This is a genomic window from Roseateles chitinivorans (genome assembly GCF_050632235.1).
Taxonomy (GTDB): Bacteria; Pseudomonadota; Gammaproteobacteria; order Burkholderiales; family Burkholderiaceae_C; genus Roseateles; species Roseateles chitinivorans_A.
Genome location: NZ_CP192584.1, coordinates 5,621,300 through 5,639,379 on the forward strand (window position 1 = coordinate 5,621,300; position 18,080 = coordinate 5,639,379).

An 18,080-nucleotide genomic window follows, 5' to 3' on the forward strand; every position below is an offset into this window, starting at 1 on the left:
GCGGGCGGCGGTCTACATCAGCGTCGGATGCGGGTTGTGGATGCAGCGGTAGAAGGCGCCGACCTTGCTGACGATGAGCACCTGCACGCCTTCCTCGAAGACCTCGTCGTCGACGTCGGGCTCGACCATCAGGTAGTGCGAACGGCCGTGCACGTCCTTGACCCGGGCCTGCGCGGCAAGGCCGCGGCGGGCGGCCCCGGTCACGACGACACCGACCCGGCCGACGAGGCTCTGCTCGCTGATGGCGCTGGTCTCGTCCTGCGGGATGATGTGCGCGACCAGCGCGCCCAGGCCGCGGACGGTGGCCAGTCCGGCGGGCACGGCAGCGATGCCGGCCGCCACGGCCGGCAGGTAGCCGCCGAAGAGCCCGTTCATCACGACCTGCAGGCTGTAGCCGAAGACCGTGTAGCCGGTCAGGAACAGCAGCAGCAGCACGAGCGCCGGCACCTTGCCCAGATGCAGCCAGCCGAGCACGCGGTCGAGGCCGGAGTCGCCATGGACGTCGGGCAGCCAGTCGTCGATCAGGTTGCTCGGGCTGAACGAGATCAGCATGCCCGCGCCTTCGACCAGCGCGACACCGACGATCAACGCGAACCCGATGCCGAACGGCAGGTTCTGCGGCGCGGTGAACAGGCTCATGACTTCGTGGCCTTCAGTTGCGCCATGCGCTCGGCGATCTTGTTGTCACGGACGAGGTCGTCCAGCTCCTTGAGCTGGGCGGCCTGCTGCAGGCTGTTCTGGCGCGCGGTGCCGGCCAGGCCGGTCTGGCGTTCGTAGACACGGTCGAAGGCGTCGGTGACCTTGCCGATGCGATGGGCCGCGCTGGCGGCACCCGCAGGCGCCGCCACGGTGGCGGCAGCGGCGGCACGGCTCCTGCGGAACTCGGCGAGCGCGTCCTGCATCTCGCGCTTCTTCGCCAGCAAGGCGGCGACGAAGCCGGTCAGCTCGTTTTCCTGGCGGGCGTGCTCGGCGAGCGTGGTCTCCAGCACGGGCAACTGCGCCTCGATGTCGAGCTGCCGGGCCACCGCGGCGCGGGCGAGGTCTTCGCGGCCGGCGGTCATCGCCTCGTCGATCTGCGACGACAGCGACGCGTGCAGCTGGTTGAGGTTGGCATGCTGGCGCTGGGACAGGTGCCGGTTGGCGGAGACGGTGCCCAACTCGTGGCGCACGTCGTCGATGACGGCATCGGCCTCGCGAATCGACTGCTCCATCGTGGCTTCGGGGGCCTGGTCCTCGAGGCGATCGAGGAGGGCATGGACGCCGCCGGCGATCACGCGGCCGACGCGGGTCTTCAGGGAGTCGGTCATCTCAGTTGCCTTTCGAGAGCGGAGCGGATTGCAGGGGTGGGCGAGTGCCAGCGTGCTGCCCAGGTGACGGCGCACGACCTGCGGGTCGTAGGCGGAGGCGGTGAGCGGCGTGCCCTGTCTGAGCAGTGTTTCGCTCAGCGCGGTGGCGCGGCGCACCAGCGCCTCCTCGAACTTGCGGGCCTCGTCGGCGTCGGCGGGCGCCTGGCTGATGGCCAGCGCGAGCGCGCCCACGAAGTGGTCGAGCAGCAGGCTGACGACTTCGGAATGCTGGCCGGAGTCGTTCTCGACCCGGACCAGCGACTCACGGAGCCGCGACGTCAGGTCGCGGGTCCAGGCATGGGCGGTCACGTAGTCGAAGGCGCCGTCGTGCTGCCGCTTGAGCTGGCCGAGCAGCACGCGGAGCTTGTCGCTGTTGGTGGCCGCGCCTTCGACCTGCAGCTGCGACAGCCAGAAGTAGAGGTCGCTCGGGACGCGGGCCGACAGGGGCTCCATGGTGGGGGGCGAACTGCTCGGGGTCATGTCGGGGGCTGGAAAGCGTTGGGACGAGTCCAGTGTATTCATCTGAATTCACTCGTCAACGGTTGGGTTCAATCACATTTCCTGGCGACCCCACAGATTTTTCCGAAGCCCTCTTGCCGCTGCGAGAGCGGAGTGGACCGGGCGAGGGGGCGGCAGTCAATCACCCTCCCCCATTGGTGGGAGAGCCCGGCGTCGCGCTTCCACCGACCTCGTCGAGAGATACTTTCGCCCGCTCCGGAACTCCCCCCACCACCATGGCTGCCATCTTCGCGTTCAAGTGCCGCTCCTGCGACGAAATCCATGAGGGCTCGCCGTCCTTCGCCTTCCGCGCCCCCGATGCCTACGCCTCGCTGTCCGCGGAAGACAAGGCCCGCATGGGATCGATCGATGAAGACTTGTGCGTCATCACCCGTGAGGAAGGCGTGGACCGGTTCATCCGCGCGGTCCTGGAAGTGCCGATCCACGGTGTGGAGGATCCTTTCCTGTGGGGCGTCTGGGTCTCGGTGAGCGAGAAGAGCTTCGACCGCTATCGCGGGACCCTCGACGCGCCCGTCGAAGGCGAAGGGTTCTTCGGCTGGGTCGCCAACCGGATCAGTCTCTATCCCTACGACGAGAATCGACCGGCGGACGTGAACCTGCAGCTGGATGGGGATCGCCCCAAGGTCGTGCTGCACAGCGCGGAGGAGGAGACCGATTCCCTGGTCATCGATCAACGGGACGGCATCTCGATCCAGCGCGCGCAGGAACTGGCGGAACGGGCCATGCACGGCATCAGCCGTCGACGCGAGCGATGAGGACGATCCATGTCGACGGCACAAGGATGGTCGACTGGCCGTCCTTCTTCGACGTCTTCGCAGAGGCATTCGGCTTCCCCGACTTCTTCGGCCGGAACCTGAATGCCTGGATCGATTGCATGACGTCCCTCGACGTCACGATGAGCGAGGTACAGGTGGCGCCCGGCGAACTGGTCTGCCTCGCGCTCGATGCAGCGGACATCTTCAAGGCCGCTTGCCCTGAGCAATACCTGGCTCTCGTGGAGTGCTCGGCTTTCGTCAACTGGCGACGCATCGAGAACGGCGAGCCGCCGATCCTGGTGCTGTCGTTCAGCGTTTGACTCTCCCGGTGTCGTCGGCGCGAGACTGATGGGCAAAGGACGCAGCCCGCGGTCCCTGCGATCTCCGGACACGGGCCGGGTTCCCCGAGCCGTTTTCAACGCGCGGGCGCGCCCCCTGGGGCCGAGGGAGCTGTCGCGGGATCTCCCGCCTCGTCCAACTCCCGCGCCAGTCCCGCCATCAACGACGCCGCATCGTCGAAATCGAACACCCGCCCGGTGGCGAGGTTCTCGACCCGGCCGCTCACCATGCCGAGCGCCGGGTCGGCCTGCCGGTCCAGCTTGAGAACGTAGATCCGGCGGGCTGGATGCAAGGCGTCGCTGGTCAGGCTCATGCCGCCCTCCGCCACTCAGTGGCCGGCCTCGCTCATCTCCACCTTGCGCGTCGGCTTGGGCGCGAGCCAGATGGCGAAGGCGGACACCATGAACAGGGCCGCCACGATCCACAGGATCTGGTTGGTCGCGAGCATCACGCTCTGGCCGGTGAGCAGGCTGTCCAGCATCGCGTTGCGCGCATCCGGCGCCAGCCCCAGGCCCGTCAATGAGCGCGCCACCTCCCCGAGCGGTCCAGCGTCCCGACCATGTCCGCATGGATCGCCGTCGTTCGGTTCTCCCAGCTCGTCGTGACCAGCGAGGTCGCCACCGCGCCGGCCAGCGTGCGGATGAAGTTCTGCAGGCCGGCGGCCGAGGCGGTCTCGTGCGGCTCGACGCTGCCCAGCGAGAGCGCCGTGAGCGGCACGAAGAAGAAGGGCATGCCCACGCCCATCAGCAGCAGCGGGATGGCGATCTGCCAATAGCCCATCTGCGTGGTGCCGACCGTGCGCAGCATCATCACGCCGCCCAGCCAGGCCAGCCCGAAGAACACCAGCGGCCGCGGATCCACCTTGCCCGCGAGCTTGCCGGCGATCGGCGCCGCGGCCACCGCCAGCACGCCGGACCAGGCGGTCGCCAGACCCGCCCAGGTCGAGGTGTAGCCCATGAAACTCTGCAGCCACAGCGGCGTCAGCACGTTGGCGCCGAACATCGCGCCGAAGCCCAGCGCGATCGTGAGCACGCCCACCGCGAAGCCGCGGTGGTGGAACACCCGCAGGTCGACGATCGGATACGGTTCGGTCAGCTCCCAGATCAGGAAGGCGGCGAAGCCGACCGCGGCGACCACCGCGAGCGCGATGATCAGGCGGGACTCGAACCAGTCGTGCTCCTTGCCCAGGTCCAGCATCAGCTGCAGCGCGCCGACGAAGACGATCAGCAGCAGCAGCCCGACGCGGTCGATCGGCTTGCGCTCGAGCGGCGTCTCGTAGCGGCGCAGCAGGCGCGCCGCGACCGGAGCGACGGCCAGCGCGATCGGCACGTTGATGAAGAAGATCAGCGGCCAGGAGAACGCGTCGCACAGCCAGCCGCCCAGGATCGGGCCCAGGATGGGCGCGACCAGCGTCGTCATCGCCCACAGCGCCATCGCGCTGCCGGCCTTCTCCTTAGGGAACACGCGCAGCAGCAACGTCTGCGACAGCGGCATCAGCGAGCCGCCCGACAGGCCCTGCAGCACTCGGCCGGTGACCAGCAGGCCCAGCGTGGGCGAAAGCCCGCACAGCGCCGAGCACAGGCCGAAGAGCACCATCGCGGTCGAGAACACCCGCACCGCGCCGAAGCGGCCGGCGATCCAGCCGGTGAGCGGCACGATGCAGGCCTCGGCGACGGCATAGGAGGTGATCACCCAGGTGCCCTGGCTCGAGCTGATGCCCAGGCTGCCGGCGATGTCGGGCACGGAGACGTTGGCGATCGTCATGTCCAGCACCGCGATGAAGTTCGCGGCGGCCAGGACGATGGCGGCGAGCCACAACTGCCCGCCCTCCAGCGGGCGGTCGCCGGTCGGCATGACGGCGGAGAGTGCGGCGGAGGGTGCGGCGGAGTGGGCGGCAGTCATGGGGCGGCTCCTGGTCCGGCGCTCACTGGGCGCGCGTGTCGACGGTGGCGGTCATCGACAGGCCGACCTGCAGCGGACGCTCGGCGAGCTCGCGCGGGTCCAGCGCGATGCGCACCGGCACGCGCTGCACGACCTTGATCCAGTTGCCGGTCGCGTTCTGCGCCGGGATCGCGGCGAAGGCAGAGCCGGTGCCGCCCGACAGCCCCTGCACCGTGCCGTGATAGACCACCCGGCTGCCGTAGAGGTCGGACTCGATCTCGACCGGCTGGCCGATGCGGACCTTGTCGAGCTGGCCTTCCTTGAAGTTGGCATCGACGTGCACCTGACCGGTCGGCACGATGCTCAGCAGCGGCGAGCCGGCGGCGACCTGCTGTCCGAGCTGCACCGCCCGCCGCGCGACGACGCCGTCCACCGGCGCGCGCACGACCATGCGCTCCAGGTTGACGCGCGCCTGGTCGCGGCGCGCGCGGGCGAGCGCGACCTCGGGATTGGCCTCTTCGTCGACGCCGGCGATCAGCGTGGCATTCGCCTCGCGCTGGCCGGCCGCGGCGACGCGGTTGGCGGTGCTCTGCGCGGAGGCGGCCTTCGCGGCCGCGAGCGCGGCGCTGGCGGTCTGGAACGCGTTGCGGGCGCGGGTGATCTCGTCAGCCGAGACCGAGCCGGTATCGGCCAGCGCCTCGCGGCGCTGCAGGTCGACGCGGGCACGTTCGAGGTCCGCGGCGGCGGACGCGAGTTGCGCTTCGGCGCGGACACGGTCGGCATCGCGCGCGACGATCTGCGCGGCCAGGCTGGCGTCGTTGGCGACATAGCCGCGCACCCGGCGTTGCGCGCGGCCGAGTTCGGCCTCGGCCTGTTCCAGCGCGAGCCGCGCATCGGTCTCGTCGAGCACGACCAGCACGTCGCCGCGCTTCACGGCCTGCGTGTCGGCGACGCGCACCTCGCGCACGATGCCGCCGACGAAGGGCGTGACCTGCGCGGTCTCGGCCGCGGTGTAGGCGTTGTCGGTGCTGACGTAGTGCGAGGCGATGAAGTGCTCGTAGGCGAAGACGCCGACCGCGCCCGCGACGACGGTCAGCGCGAGCAGGGTGAACAGCTTCTTGCGGGCTTCCGGCCGCGCGGGCGCCGCGGCGGGTGCGTGGACCGGCGCATCGACGGCGTGCAGATGCTGCGACTGGGAGGCGGGATGCGACGGGGATTCGTGGACGGCTTCGGACATGATGGAACTCGCTTTCTCTCTCTCTCGGGCTTCTTGTCGGGGAACTGAGCTCGGGCTCTGGTTCGGGCTCGGGCTCGGGCAGGCTCAAGCCGGATCAGGGCGGCCGACTAGTACGCGGCTTCGGATTCAGGACTTGGGCGTCGGCGCGTAGCCGCCGCCCAGGGAGCGCTTCAACGACACGTCGAGCGTGAACGCACGCGAACGCAGGTCGGTCTGGGCGCGGCGGTTGGACAGCCACGCGTCCTCGGCGTTGAGCACCTCGAGGTAGGTGGACAGGCCGCCGGTGTAACGGCGCTGCTGGATCTCCCAGGCCTCGCGCGCGGCGTCGACGCCGGCATCGGTGCTGGCGATCTCGCCGCCGAGCGACCGCGTGCTGGCGGCAATGTCGGCCACTTCCTGCAACGCCTGCACGACCGCCTGGTCGTAGCTCGCGACGGCGGCATCGGCGTCGGCGCGGGCGCCGCGGAACTGGCCGCGCAGCCGGCCGCCGTCGAAGATCGGCAGCGAGATCGCCGGGCCGATGCTGCCGATGAAGGCGCCACTGTCGGTGAGCTTGGACAGGCCCAGCGACTGCATGCCGGCGAAGGCGGTGAGGTTGACGTCCGGATAGAAGGCCGCCTTGGCCGAGTCGACCCGACCCAGCGCGGCCTCGACGCGCAGGCGCGCGGCGACGATGTCGGGACGGCGGCCCAGCAGTTGGGCGGGCAGTTGCTCCGGCAGACCGAAGTCGCGCTCGACGTCCAGCCGGGGACGCTCGAGCGTCAGTCCGCGATCGGGACCCGCGCCCGCGAGCGCCGCGAGGCGATGCCGCTGCAGCACCAGCTGCTCGCGCGCCGACAGCAGGTCGGCCTCGGCCATCGCGCGGCGGGCCTCGACCTGCCGGACGCTGCCCAGCGTCTCCAGGCCGTTCTCGCGGCGCATGCGGAACAGCGCGACCGTCTTCTCGCGCACGGTCAACGCGGCCTCGGCGGTGTCCTGCAGCGCCCATAGCCGGGCGAACTCGGCATAACCGGAAGCCATCGAGGCGGCGAGCATCAGGCGCGCCTGGGCCGCGTCCGCCTTGGCCGCCTCCGCGTCGGACAGCGCCGCGGCCAGCGCGGCGCGGTTGCGGCCCCAGAAATCGAGGTCCCAGGAGAAGTCCAGCGTCGCGCGGCCGTAGTCCTTCCAGCCCTCCGGCACGGCGGCACGCGGGGTCAGGTAGTCATAGCTCTGCTTCTGCTCCGAGATCGATGCATTGCCGCGCAATTGCGGACGCGTCGCGGCGCGCGAGGTCTGGACGACGGACTCCGCGCGCGCCAGACGGGCCTGGGCCGTCGCGATCGACGGCGAACCGGCCAGGGCCTCGTCGATGAGCTGGTCGAGCTGCGCGTCGCCGTAGGCGCGCCACCAGGTCTCGGCCGGCCAGTCGGCCCGGGCGGCGTCGAGCGAGCGGGTCGTGGCGTAGGCGTCGACCGGGCGCGGGGTAGCCAGCGGCGACACGTCGGGCAAGGCGGCGCAGGCGCTCAGCGCGAGCGCCACGGCCGAGGCCAGCGCGGGGCCAGCGAGGCGTCGAAAGGTCGGGGACATCGTCTTTTCTCCAGGTCGTCGCGGTCGGCGCGAAGGCGCATCGACCATGGACTGAAGCGTAGGGACGACGGTCGGGGAAGTCGTTCGGGAACGGTCGGGGAATGGTCCGGAAACGGTCAGGCCACCTCAGGTGCGGGCGAGCCGGGGAGCCTGGGCCTCCGCTGCGAGCCGCGCGTCGGCGCGCGCGAGCGTGGGCCACGGCGTCCTGTCATGCCATCGCGCGCGCAGCGCCCGCAGGGCGTCGAGGTCCGCCTCCGTTGCGCCGGGCTGCTCGCACAGCGCCAGCCGGGCGACGAGTTCCGCCGTGAGGGCGCCCTGCTCCCGGGCGAGGCACGCCGAGGTCTCGGCGGCCGCTCGCGCCGCGGCGGCGTCGCCCTCGCGCGCGGCCAGCGCGGCCGCCGACACCCACAGGTCCGGCAGATGGAGCGTCTCGCCCAGGCGTTCGGCCATCTCGAAGCCATCCGTCAGATGGCGCCGCGCCGCGGCCAGATCCCCCGCCGCGAGCGCCGCCTCGACGGCCATCCGCCGCAGCCCCGAAGCCTCGAACCAGGCGCCCGTCGCCGCGTGGGTGGCGCAGCCGGCCTCGACCTCGCGCAAGCCCGTGGCGGCATCGCCGGTACAGGCGCGCGCCCATCCCAGCATCGCCAGGCTCGGCCCCTCGCCCTGCCCCAGCTGGTGTTCCCGTACCAGTTCGCGCATGCGCAGCGTGCGGGCGAGCACGGCCTCGGCCCGGTCGAAGCGGACGTCGACGATGCTGGCGCAACGCGCGGTGAAGCCCCGCATCACCGGCAGGCCGACCTTCGTGGCGTGCGCGACGGCGGCTTCGGCCCACTGTCCGGCGATCTCGCCTTCGCCGAGGCAGGCATGGACGACGGCACCGATGCCGAGCGCCAGCGCGGACGGATCGTGCAGCACCATCGGCGGCAGGCGTGGGTGCCCGAGCGCCTCGGTCAGCCGCCGGCCTTCCTTCACCAGCGGCAGCACCTCGGCGAGCCGGCCGCGCTGCAGCAGCGTGACGGCCAGCGACACGGCGCCCGCGGCGCGCAGCAGGTCGTCGTCGAAGGCATCCGCCGCCGCGCGCAGCCGCAACGCGATCGCCTCGGCTTGCAGATACTCGCCGCTGGCAATGAACATCCAGACCAGGCCCGTCATGACCCAGGCACGAGGCCTGGTCGGCGGAAGCAGTTCGCACAGCGCCGCGCAGCGGTGGTAGGCGTCACGGCCCTCCGGCGTGGTCACGCCGGTCGACTGGGCGAGCGAGGCGCCGCGCAACTGCTGCAGCGCCAGTTCTGCCACCCGGCGCGGCTCACCATCGGGGCAGCGGTCGAGCAGCGCCAGCCCCCGGGTCGCGAGCAGCAGCGCCTCGCGCGGCGCGAAGCGTCCGAGGGCCCGCTCGCCCGCGGCGGCGTAGGCGCCCATCGCGGCGAGCGCCTCCAGGCCGCGTTCGTGATGCAGCGCGAGCACGGCGGCGACGGTCTCGATCCGATCGGCGTGTCCCTGGCCGAGGGCGGCCGCGGCGCGCCGGTGCAGTCCGACGCGCACGGATGGCGCGATGCGCTGGTAGAGCGCCTGGCGATACAGCGCGTGGCGGAACGCGAAGCGCGCCTCGAGCGTGCCGTCGGGCCGTGTTTCCAGCGCGGACGGCGCGAGCCAGGCCTGGCGGCGGGCGAGTTCGTCGCACTGCGCGGCGACCTCCGCCGCGTCGCGCTCCAGCATGCCGGCGACGATGGAGCACTCGAACTCGACGCCGCAGACGGCGGCGGCCTCCAGCAGCGCGACCGCGCCGGGCGCGAGCCGGGCGCGCTGGCGCTCGATGACGCCGGCCAGCGAGTCCGGCACGGCCCACTCGTCGGGCGCGGCCGCCGGCCCGGGCGAGACGGTGAGCTCGTCGATCGCATGGGCGACGAACAGCGGCAGGCCGTCGGTCCGCCGGTGCAGGCGGCGCACATGCGCCTCGTCGGCCACGAGGCCGGGCCGATGGCGGGCGAGATAGGCGGCGAGTTCCGCCTCGCTGAACGGCTCCAGCAGCAGCTCTTCGCAGAGGCGGCGGGCGCGCAGGTCGTGGCGCAGGCCGTTGAGCGGATGGTCGTTGGCGACGAGCTCCGGCGTCCGGTAGGTGGCGATCCACATCAACCGCGCCGGCGGACGGCGGCGCGCGACGTGGTCGATCAGCCGGACGGTGGCCTCGTCGCACCAGTGCAGGTCTTCGGTGACCAGCAGCAGCGGACGCGCGGCAGTGAGCTGCTCCACCAGCTCGGAGAACTCGCGCAGCATGCGGTCCTGGGTCGAGCTCGCGAGGCCGGCCCGCAGGCGCTCCTGCTCTTCCTGCTCGATCAGCCAGGGCAGCTGCAGCAGCCAGGTCGGCGCGACGCGGCGCAGCAGCGGGACCAGCGCCGCGTCCTGGCGGGCCAGGCCCGCGAGCGCGTCCAGCACCGGCAGGTAGGGCTCACCCTCGCCGACCTGCTCGATGCACTGGCCGTGCGCGGCGGCGACGTCGCCGAGCGAGGTGACGAAGGCGTCGACCATCGCGGTCTTGCCGATGCCGGCCTCGCCGGCGACACAGAACAGCTGGCGCTGCCCGCCCGAGGCGCGTGTCCAGGCCTCGTGAAGGCGGAAGAGCCCCCGTCGCGGCCGATGAGGGCGGAGGATGCCGAGGTCGAGGCTCCGGCCGAAGGCGGGATCGAGGCAGACGTGGAGGAAGCAGCGGGCCCGGAGGTCGGGGCCGTCGTCAGGTCCGTCTCGACGCCCCGGCCTTCGATCACGCCGATGAACCGGTAGCCGCGACGCGACGCGGTCTCGACCCAGCGGGGGCGCTTCGCGTCGTCGCCGAGGGCGGCGCGCAGCTCGCTGATGGTGGTCTTGAGGACCGATTCGCTGACATGCCGATGGCCCCACACCGTATCGAGCAGCGCGTCCTTGGTCACCAACTGGCCGGCGTTGCGCAGCAGCGCCGCGAGCACGCCGAAGGCCTTGGGCGCCAGCGCGACCACCCGCCCGTCGGCCAGCAACCGCGCATCCGCCTCGTCGAAGGCGAAGGGGCCGAAGCGCAATGACAGGGGAACTCGGGAATCGTCCATGGCGGCGGAATTATCGGCCGGCCCCAGGTCGGCTGCAGGACCGGCGCGGCCCGCACGGCGGGGAGGCGTCACCGGTCCAGCCACGGTGGTGGCCGGGGCCGGAAAGCGGAACGCCCGGCAGAGGCCGGGCGTTCGGTCGGAGCGTCGGGGACGGTGTCAGCCGGAGACGCGCTCCATCGATACAGCGCAACCGTCAGGGCTTATTGGGCCGAAGCGATCTGGACGGCGTCAGCCGAGGTGTCGCGGCGACCGGTGATGTACACCGTCGGCAGCTGTTCGCGCTTGGCGGTGATGACCACCGGCTCCAGCGTGACGATCGAGGCGCGCATCTCGCGCTGGCCTTCGGCGTGGGCGATGCCCAGGCCCAGCACCACGGCGGCCACGGCGCCGAAGAGAACGGCCTTGACGGTGGTGTTGGTGGCGGAAGTGATGTCGAGGCGGGTGGCGTTCATGTCGTTCTCCTGAGTCGGTTGGCTGTGTCGATGGAGTCAGTGTCGTCATCGACCCGACCGCTTGCGAGCGTCAGGAGACGAAGCTGCGCCGCGGCGGCGTGAACTGCATCAGCGGCGGACAAACGGAAAGCGCCATCGGGCTCTTCCAATAAAAAGCGCCGCCGGGACCTACGTCCGGGCGGCGCTGCGGGGCGCTGGATCGGGGCTCAGCGGGCGGACACGCCTTCGGTGACGGCGCCCTTGCCTTCCTTGGCGGCGAAGCGCTGGACCAGCTCGGCGTACTTCGGCGAAGACTTCAGCTCGGCGTAGCGAGCCTCGGCCTTGGCGCGCTGCGTGGCGTTCAGCGCGAAGTCTTCGGTGCGGTCGACGGCGGCCAGACCGGACTCGCGGTAGATCTGCAGATCGGCCAGGACTTCGGCACGGGTCTTCTGGCCTTGCGTGATCGGGTCGAGGTGGCTGTAGCTCTGCGCGAAGACCGGCGAGGCGGCGGCCGACAGGGCGATCAGGGCGGAGGCGATCAGGGTCTTGGTGGTGGTCATGGCGGTTCCTTTGAGAGCGGTAGAAGGGGGTGTCTGGTATCGAGGCCGGCTTCGTCTGCCGTTGACTGAACAATAGAAGCCGGCCCGCTCTCCATAAATACGGAGGGAAGCAATGGACGGATGCAAGGGAAGCAACAATCCGATCCAAGACCCGCTCTCCCCTACCTCACGACATGCCCGCAATCAGCATCCTTGTGGATGGCGAACCGATCGCCACAGCCAATACCGAAGGCCTGAGCGTCCTGTCGGCCCACGTGCAGGGAGCGCGAAGCGACGAGGCATTCGCGAGCGTGGACCTGCACGGCACCACGTTGGAACAGTCGACCTTCCTGATCTGGATCGGCAGCCTGACGCTGCAGCCGGGTCAGCAAGTCGAGGTGCGGTTCATGGAGGTGGGCGAAACGGCGCCACCGGGCAAGACGATCGAGGAACTGTTCCCCGATGAGCCTGGCGACGAAGAGCCGGACGATGAGACTTCGGAAGCATCCGCGTTCGAGAAAATCCGTGCGAAGCCGCTTCATCGCGCGGGGTACGGACTGGCATTCAGCAGCTCCGACGGCGTCGCTTTCGAAGGCAGGACCGGGGAGGACGATCACGCTTTCGCGCTTCACGTCGCATGGAACATGTACCGGCCCGATCGCGCCCATCTTTCATTGCGGGCATACACGCTCGATGAACTGGAAAGTCGGGCGCCGCTCAGGGACATGGTGCGCGAGTACCTGCAAGCACCATGCACCGTCAATCTGCGGATTTCCGCCTGAGGCGCGGACAGCCCCTTGACGCTGGGCAGCGGACCTCGCACTCTCCTCACCGACCCGCGCGACAGTGCTGGCTCCACGTATTGAGAGCCTGAATGAGCCCCGAAAGCGCGCCCACGACGACCTTGATTGCCGTCAACCTGGCATCGGCGGGGTTCTTCATCCTGCTGTCTGCCAACTGCTGCTGGATCGAACCTGAGCTGGCGGACGTGCCCGGCGCCAATGGCGGTGCTGCGTTCATCTGGGCGGTGCAGGCGATACCCGTGGCAGCGCTCGCATGGCTCTTCGATGCAAGCTTCGCGGCCTGGTGTTGCATGCGGCGTCTTTGCAGGGGCCGGTGGCCGGCGAATCGCTGGTGCTGGGGCGTGGTGCCGATCTGGGCGTCTACCCTTCTCGTCGACAATCTTCACCATGGCATCTGACCTGGACGACGATCAGCACCCTTGGGACGCTCTCTCCGACGAGGAACTCGCGGCCATGCGCGCGCTGACACCTGCGAGCGGCGTCACTAAGTGATGCCCGTGAAATCCATCGAGGCCTTGCTCCAGGACGTTGAAAGCTCGGACCCCGGCATTCGCCATGCGGCAGCGCTCGAACTGATGAACCGCGGCGACGAGCGCGCGGTCGCCGCCCTGTGGAACGCCATCAACCGGCCGGAAAACGCCAACCATCGCGGCACGCTGGTCTATGCGCTGTCGGCCTTCGATCAGTCGGAGCATCTGGAGTCGCTGGTGTCGCTTGCCCTCACGGGGAACTTTGAAGTCTCCATGGGGGCTTTTACAATTCTTGAGGACTGCACCCGTGCCCCCGAATCGCTGGAACGCATACGCGCGCAGCTAGCGCTACATCCCGCCGAGCACCTCACTCAAGAGCACCACGCAGAAGCCCTTGAAGCCCTGCTGGCGCTTCTCCAGCCCGAGTAGGCGAGCTTCGGTCTTCAGAAAGCAAAACGCCCGGCACGGGCCGGGCGTTTTCTGGGAGCAGCAGAGGCGGTGTCAGCCGGAGGCTCGCTCCATCGATACAGCGCAACCGTCAGGGCTTACTGGGCCGAAGCGATCTGGACGGCGTCGGCCGACGTGTCGCGACGACCGGTGATGTAGACAGTCGGCAGCTGCTCGCGCTTGACGGTGATGACCACCGGATCCAGCGTCACGATCGAGGCGCGCATCTCGCGCTGACCTTCGGCGTGTGCGATGCCCAGGCCCAGCACCACCGCGGTCACGGCGCCGAAGAGGACGGCCTTGACGGTGGTTTCAGTGGCGGAAGCGATGTGGAAGCGGCTGGTGGTCATGTCGTTCTCCTGAGGCGGTTTGCTGTGTCGATGGAGTCAGTGTCGTCATGGACCCGCTAGCTTGCGAGCGTCAGGAGACGAAGCTGCGCCGCGGCGGCGTGAACTGCATCAGCGGCGGACAAACGGAAAGCGCCTTCAGGCGCCTTCAATGAGAAACGCCGCAAGGGCCTGCGTCCGGGCGGCGCTGCGGGGGCTGGATCGGGGCTCAGCGGGCGGACACGCCTTCGGTGACGGCGCCCTTGCCTTCCTTGGCGGCGAAGCGCTGCACCAGCGCCGCGTACTTCGGCGAGGCCTTCAGTTCCGCGTAGCGCGCTTCTGCCTTGACGCGCTGGTTCAGTTCCAGCGAGCTGTCCTCCGTGCGGTCGACGGCGGCCAGGCCGGACTCGCGGTAGATCTCCAGGTCGGCCAGCACTTCGGCGCGGCTCTTCTGGCCTTGCGTGATCGGGTCCAGGTGGCTGTAGCTCTGCGCGAAGGCCGGCACGGCGACGGCGGACAGGGCGATCAGGGCGGTAGCGATCAGGGTCTTGGCGGTCATGATGGTGTCCTTTGAGAGAGCGTTGGATCAGGTGTCTGGGGTCTTGGCCGGCTTCGTTTGCCGATGACTGAAGGTTAGGTGCGGGCCTTGTTTGGATAAACGGCCTGCGTCGCAATGGGCCGTTGTGATCGCCGCAACAATCGCCCGCGCTCAGCACAAAGCAAGACGCCCGGCATTGCCGGGCGTCTTGCGTGGGAGCGAACCGAGGGCGTCAGTCCGTGGATCGCTCCACCGAAACAGCGCGACCTGAGGCGTTCACTCGGCGAGGGCGACTTGCGTGTCGGCAGCGTCGGCGCTGCGGCGGCCGGTGATGTAGACGGTCGGCAGTTGCGCGCGCTTCACGGTGATCACCACCGGATCCAGCGTAACGATCGAGGCACGCACCTCGCGCTGACCTTGTGCATGAGCGATCCCGAGGCCCAGCGCCAGCGCCGCGACGGCACCGAAGGCGACAGCCTTGACGGTGGTGCTGGTGGCGGAAGTGAAGCTGAGGCGGGTGGCGTTCATGTCGATCTCCTGAAGGCGTTGGCTGTGTCGATGGAGTCAGTGTCGTCATCGACCCGGCCGCTTGCGAGCCTCAGGAGACGAAGCTGCGCGGCGACGGCGTGAACTGCATGTGCAGCGGACAAACGGGAACGGCCATCGGCGCGCCGCAGGCCTGGCCGGAGCTGCCGCCACCGATGCTCGACTAGAATCACCCCCAACTCGCCGGCCCGCCCGGCGAGTTTCGCTAGGGGTGCTGCGCCATCGATCCATCGACGGCGCGGCTGAGAAAGTCCCTTTGAACCTGATTGAGGTAATCCTCGCGCAGGGAAGCATGCCTTCGACACGCCTCGTGTCCCGCACGCCGCCTTCTCATCGGCGTGCCCGGTTTGCCGACCTGCCATCGCATTTCTGGCTTCGGCACATCGATGGCAACTTCGTCCGCTCTGAATTCCTTCCCGCTGCACCGGCTCGCGATCGCGCTGATCGCCGGCGGCGTCTCGGTCCATGCCGCCGCGCAATCGACCGCGGCGAATGCCAACACGCAGGCGACCTCCCCTGCCCTGCCCAGCGTCGTCGTCAAGGGCGCGTCCGAAGCGTCCGTCATGGTCGGCGGCTTCGGCGACACGCCGGCCGCGAAGCTCCCGATCCAGACGAGCATCGTCAGCGCGGAACAACTCACCGATCGCGGCCTGCTCAGCCTCGCCGGGCTGACGCTGCTCGACGCGAGCGTGGGCGACTCGTACAACTCGGCGGGCTACGTCTCCTATCTGAAGATCCGCGGCTACGACCTCGACAACCGCTTCAACTTCCGCCGCGACGGCCTGCCGATCAACGCCGAGACCATCCTGTCGCTCGCCAACAAGAGCAGCCTCGAAGTCATCAAGGGCACGACCGGCATCCAGGCCGGCACCAGCGCCCCGGGCGGCCTGGTCAACCTCGTCGTGAAACGCCCGACGGTGGAGCTCACCAGCGTGCGCCTGGGCGTCAGCGGCCGCGGCACCGTCGAGTCCGCGATGGACTGGAGCCACCGCTTCAGCGACGGTCACGGCAACGACAAGGCCTTCGGCCTGCGGGTCAACCTCGAGGCCGCCAAGCTGCGCCCTGAACTGCGAGACGCCGAAGGCAGCCGCTGGCTGATGGCCGTCGCCGGCGACTGGCGCGTCACGCGCGACACGCTGGTCGAGGCGGAGGTCGAGATCAGCCGCCACGCGCAGCCGAGCCAGCCCGGCTTCAGCCTGCTCGGCGACAAGCTGCCCGACGCGAAGGCCATCGATCCGCGCATCAACCTGAACAACCAGTCGTGGAGCCAGCCGGTGGTCTTCGAAGGCCGCACCGCCTCGCTGCGCGTGCAGCATCAGCTGAACGCCGACTGGAAGCTGCAGGCGCACGCGGCGATCCAGCGCCTGGTGACCGATGACCGCCTCGCTTATCCGTTCGGTTGCACGGCCGGCGACGGCACGTACTACCCGAGCACCTACTGCCCCGACGGTACCTTCGACCAGTACGACTTCCGCAGCGACAACGAGCATCGCAACAGCGATGCGCTCGATCTGTCGGCGCAGGGCAAGCTGAGCCTGCTGGGCATCGAGCATCAGGTGTCGACGGGCGTGCTGTTCTCGCGCTACAAGAGCCGGCTGCAGGGCCAGGCCTACAACTGGGCGGGCACCGGCAACATCTGGGGCACCTTGCCGACGGTGGCCGACCCGACGCTGGGGGCGACCAACACCGACCGCACCGAACACAGCACGGAGTTCTACTTCCGCGACGCAATGCAGTTCAGCGCCCAGTGGCAAGGCTGGCTGGGCGTGCGCCACACGCGGCTGGACCGCGACTCGTTCAAGGTCAACGTGCCTGACGGCGAGAGCAACGAAGCGACGAGCTATCGCCAGTCGGTCACGACGCCGTGGCTGGGCGTGAGCTACGCGATCGACCCGCAACTGCTGGCGTATGCGAGCTGGGGGAAGGCGTCGAATCCGCGGTCGCCCCCAACCTGCCGATCTACGCGAATGCCGGCCGGCCGCTGGCGGCGATCCGCAGCAAGCAATGGGAGATCGGTCTGAAGTCGGGCAGCCGCACGGTGGACTGGTCGATCAATTACTTCGACATCAGCAAGCCGGCGACGAACGACGTGCCGGTCGTCGTGGACGGGCAGAACATGCTCGAGAGCCGCATCGACGGCAAGCAGAACCATCGCGGCGTGGAAGCGCAGGCCGATCTGAAGTGGTCGGGCGGCGGCCTGATGGCGAGCGCGATGAAGCTGCATGCGCGTCGCGACGGCAGCGAGGACGCGACGCTCAACGGCCTGAAGCCGACGAACGTGCCGGAGACGGTGCTGAAGCTGCAGGCGCGGCAGGGTGCCGGCCTTCCCGGCCTGGAGCTGCAGGCCGGGGTCGTCTACGAAGGCAAGCGGATGGTGGTGCCGGACAACTCGGTGGCGATCCCCAGCTGGACGCGCCTGGACCTGGGCGCGCGCTACGAGCAGAACATCGGACGGCAGCTGCTGATCTGGCGCGTCGGCGTGGACAACGTGACGGACCGTCGGGCGTGGCACGAGTCGCCCTACCAGTACGGGCACGTGTACCTGTATCCGCTCGCCAATCGCACGTGGCGTGCGTCGGTGGAGTGGGTCTTGTGAAGCTCTGATTTTTCTGTGTATACTCTTAGGCTCTGATCCCCGATAGCTCAGTCGGTAGAGCGCCGGACTGTTAATCCGTAGGTCCCTGGTTCGAGCCCAGGTCGGGGAGCCAAGATCAGATAACGAAGGTCTTCGGACCTTCGTTCTTTTTCAGCCAGTGTCCTACCGAAGATGCTGGCCCAAGAATTCAGATCGATTGGATCTGAGCAGACTTTTCCTCGATAGCTCAGTCGGTAGAGCGCCGGACTGTTAATCCGTAGGTCCCTGGTTCGAGCCCAGGTCGAGGAGCCAAAATTGAAGCCCCCAACATCGCAAGGTGTCGGGGGCTTTTTCTTTGGCCGTCGGCTTGATGATCGTCATACTTCACGCCAAACAAGAAAGGGAGCGATGGCTGATCCGCAGTTCTGCCTGCTGGCGATTGACCACTGGGCGATGTGCATGACCAAGGCTGAGTGGTCTGGGTGGGTTCAGGCCATCGGCTCGATCGCAGCGATCGCCGCCGGGTCCATCGGAATAGCCTGGCAGGTTCAACGCCAAAGTAGACTAGCTACTGACCTCGAAAGAAGGAACGCTGAATCGCTCACCGCCCGAGCGCTGGTCGATCACCTGAGTGGCATTGAGGGCGCTGTGTGTTGATTCCCGCGCGATCCTGACCCACCGTTTC

19 protein-coding genes, 2 tRNA genes, 2 pseudogenes and 1 riboswitch are annotated in these 18,080 nt (G+C 69.1%); of the genes and pseudogenes, 10 read left to right on the forward strand and 13 right to left on the reverse strand.

What is annotated here, in order from left to right; genetic code table 11:
* Positions 1-12 precede the first annotated feature (12 nt).
* The gene (locus tag ACQ859_RS25620) at positions 13-639 is read right to left on the reverse strand and encodes a YqiJ family protein (protein WP_431263327.1); all 627 of its coding nucleotides are present in this window, start codon (positions 637-639) and stop codon (positions 13-15) included.
* A complete protein-coding gene (locus ACQ859_RS25625) occupies positions 636-1,799 on the reverse strand; it encodes a PspA/IM30 family protein (protein WP_431263328.1) in 1,164 nt (387 codons plus the stop codon). The genes ACQ859_RS25620 and ACQ859_RS25625 overlap by 4 nt, the downstream gene beginning before the upstream one ends.
* Before the next feature lie 281 nt (positions 1,800-2,080).
* Between ACQ859_RS25625 and ACQ859_RS25630 the strand changes: the two genes are divergently transcribed.
* Positions 2,081-2,620 (forward strand): DUF2199 domain-containing protein, encoded by a 540-nt coding sequence (locus ACQ859_RS25630; protein ID WP_431263329.1) that lies wholly within the window; start codon positions 2,081-2,083, stop codon positions 2,618-2,620.
* A 26-nt stretch (positions 2,621-2,646) separates the two neighbouring features.
* Complete coding sequence (locus ACQ859_RS25635; protein ID WP_431263330.1) at positions 2,647-2,940, forward strand: barstar family protein; 294 nt, start codon at positions 2,647-2,649, stop codon at positions 2,938-2,940.
* 95 nt (positions 2,941-3,035) lie between these two features.
* Here ACQ859_RS25635 and ACQ859_RS25640 read toward each other — a convergent pair whose 3' ends face one another.
* From ACQ859_RS25640 to ACQ859_RS25675, 8 genes and pseudogenes are all read right to left on the reverse strand, one after another.
* A complete protein-coding gene (locus ACQ859_RS25640) occupies positions 3,036-3,272 on the reverse strand; it encodes a hypothetical protein (RefSeq protein ID WP_431263331.1) in 237 nt (78 codons plus the stop codon).
* A gap of 15 nt (positions 3,273-3,287) precedes the next feature.
* A pseudogene (locus tag ACQ859_RS25645) lies at positions 3,288-4,813 on the reverse strand (DHA2 family efflux MFS transporter permease subunit).
* A 70-nt stretch (positions 4,814-4,883) separates the two neighbouring features.
* Positions 4,884-6,077, reverse strand: a complete 1,194-nt coding sequence (locus ACQ859_RS25650; protein ID WP_431263332.1) for an HlyD family efflux transporter periplasmic adaptor subunit — start codon at positions 6,075-6,077, stop codon at positions 4,884-4,886.
* Between the two features lie 126 nt (positions 6,078-6,203).
* Positions 6,204-7,643: an efflux transporter outer membrane subunit gene (locus tag ACQ859_RS25655; protein WP_431263333.1), complete on the reverse strand. Its 1,440-nt coding sequence runs from the start codon at positions 7,641-7,643 to the stop codon at positions 6,204-6,206.
* A 126-nt stretch (positions 7,644-7,769) separates the two neighbouring features.
* Positions 7,770-10,538 (reverse strand): ATP-binding protein, encoded by a 2,769-nt coding sequence (locus tag ACQ859_RS25660; protein WP_431263334.1) that lies wholly within the window; start codon positions 10,536-10,538, stop codon positions 7,770-7,772.
* Positions 10,472-10,720, reverse strand: a pseudogene (locus ACQ859_RS25665) (winged helix-turn-helix domain-containing protein); the annotation flags it as partial. The pseudogene ACQ859_RS25665 and the gene ACQ859_RS25660, both read right to left, overlap by 67 nt.
* 200 nt (positions 10,721-10,920) lie before the next feature.
* Entirely contained in the window at positions 10,921-11,172 is a 252-nt protein-coding gene (locus tag ACQ859_RS25670) for a hypothetical protein (protein ID WP_431263335.1), read from the reverse strand.
* Positions 11,173-11,378: 206 nt separating this feature from the next.
* Positions 11,379-11,711, reverse strand: coding sequence for a DUF4148 domain-containing protein (locus tag ACQ859_RS25675; protein WP_431263336.1), 333 nt, complete (start codon positions 11,709-11,711; stop codon positions 11,379-11,381).
* Between the two features lie 173 nt (positions 11,712-11,884).
* Between ACQ859_RS25675 and ACQ859_RS25680 the strand changes: the two genes are divergently transcribed.
* From ACQ859_RS25680 to ACQ859_RS25690, 3 genes are all read left to right on the forward strand, one after another.
* Positions 11,885-12,472 carry a hypothetical protein gene (locus ACQ859_RS25680; protein WP_431263337.1) on the forward strand — a complete coding sequence of 196 codons (588 nt, stop codon included), beginning with the start codon at positions 11,885-11,887 and terminating at the stop codon, positions 12,470-12,472.
* Positions 12,473-12,564: 92 nt separating this feature from the next.
* Positions 12,565-12,891: a hypothetical protein gene (locus ACQ859_RS25685; RefSeq protein WP_431263338.1), complete on the forward strand. Its 327-nt coding sequence runs from the start codon at positions 12,565-12,567 to the stop codon at positions 12,889-12,891.
* A gap of 99 nt (positions 12,892-12,990) precedes the next feature.
* The gene (locus ACQ859_RS25690) at positions 12,991-13,392 is read left to right on the forward strand and encodes a HEAT repeat domain-containing protein (protein WP_431263339.1); all 402 of its coding nucleotides are present in this window, start codon (positions 12,991-12,993) and stop codon (positions 13,390-13,392) included.
* 116 nt (positions 13,393-13,508) lie between these two features.
* On the opposite strand, the gene ACQ859_RS25695 is transcribed toward ACQ859_RS25690, so the two are convergent.
* From ACQ859_RS25695 to ACQ859_RS25705, 3 genes are all read right to left on the reverse strand, one after another.
* Positions 13,509-13,760, reverse strand: a complete 252-nt coding sequence (locus tag ACQ859_RS25695; RefSeq protein WP_431263340.1) for a hypothetical protein — start codon at positions 13,758-13,760, stop codon at positions 13,509-13,511.
* Positions 13,761-13,965: 205 nt separating this feature from the next.
* On the reverse strand, positions 13,966-14,295 hold the full coding sequence (locus tag ACQ859_RS25700; RefSeq protein WP_431263341.1) for a DUF4148 domain-containing protein: 330 nt from the start codon (positions 14,293-14,295) through the stop codon (positions 13,966-13,968).
* Between the two features lie 255 nt (positions 14,296-14,550).
* Positions 14,551-14,802 (reverse strand): hypothetical protein, encoded by a 252-nt coding sequence (locus tag ACQ859_RS25705; RefSeq protein WP_431263342.1) that lies wholly within the window; start codon positions 14,800-14,802, stop codon positions 14,551-14,553.
* 215 nt (positions 14,803-15,017) lie between these two features.
* Positions 15,018-15,126, forward strand: a riboswitch (TPP riboswitch).
* A gap of 80 nt (positions 15,127-15,206) precedes the next feature.
* Here ACQ859_RS25705 and ACQ859_RS25710 point away from each other — a divergent pair.
* The 5 genes from ACQ859_RS25710 (at position 15,207) to ACQ859_RS25730 (ending at position 18,052) form a co-directional block, all read left to right on the forward strand.
* On the forward strand, positions 15,207-16,841 hold the full coding sequence (locus tag ACQ859_RS25710; protein WP_431263343.1) for a TonB-dependent siderophore receptor: 1,635 nt from the start codon (positions 15,207-15,209) through the stop codon (positions 16,839-16,841).
* On the forward strand, positions 16,838-17,416 hold the full coding sequence (locus tag ACQ859_RS25715) for a TonB-dependent receptor domain-containing protein (RefSeq protein WP_431266656.1): 579 nt from the start codon (positions 16,838-16,840) through the stop codon (positions 17,414-17,416). Before ACQ859_RS25710 ends, ACQ859_RS25715 begins: the two co-directional genes overlap by 4 nt.
* 36 nt (positions 17,417-17,452) lie before the next feature.
* A tRNA-Asn gene (locus ACQ859_RS25720) sits at positions 17,453-17,528 on the forward strand.
* Positions 17,529-17,631: 103 nt separating this feature from the next.
* A tRNA-Asn gene (locus ACQ859_RS25725) sits at positions 17,632-17,707 on the forward strand.
* 96 nt (positions 17,708-17,803) lie between these two features.
* Entirely contained in the window at positions 17,804-18,052 is a 249-nt protein-coding gene (locus ACQ859_RS25730; protein WP_431263344.1) for a hypothetical protein, read from the forward strand.
* Positions 18,053-18,080: the final 28 nt, after the last annotated feature.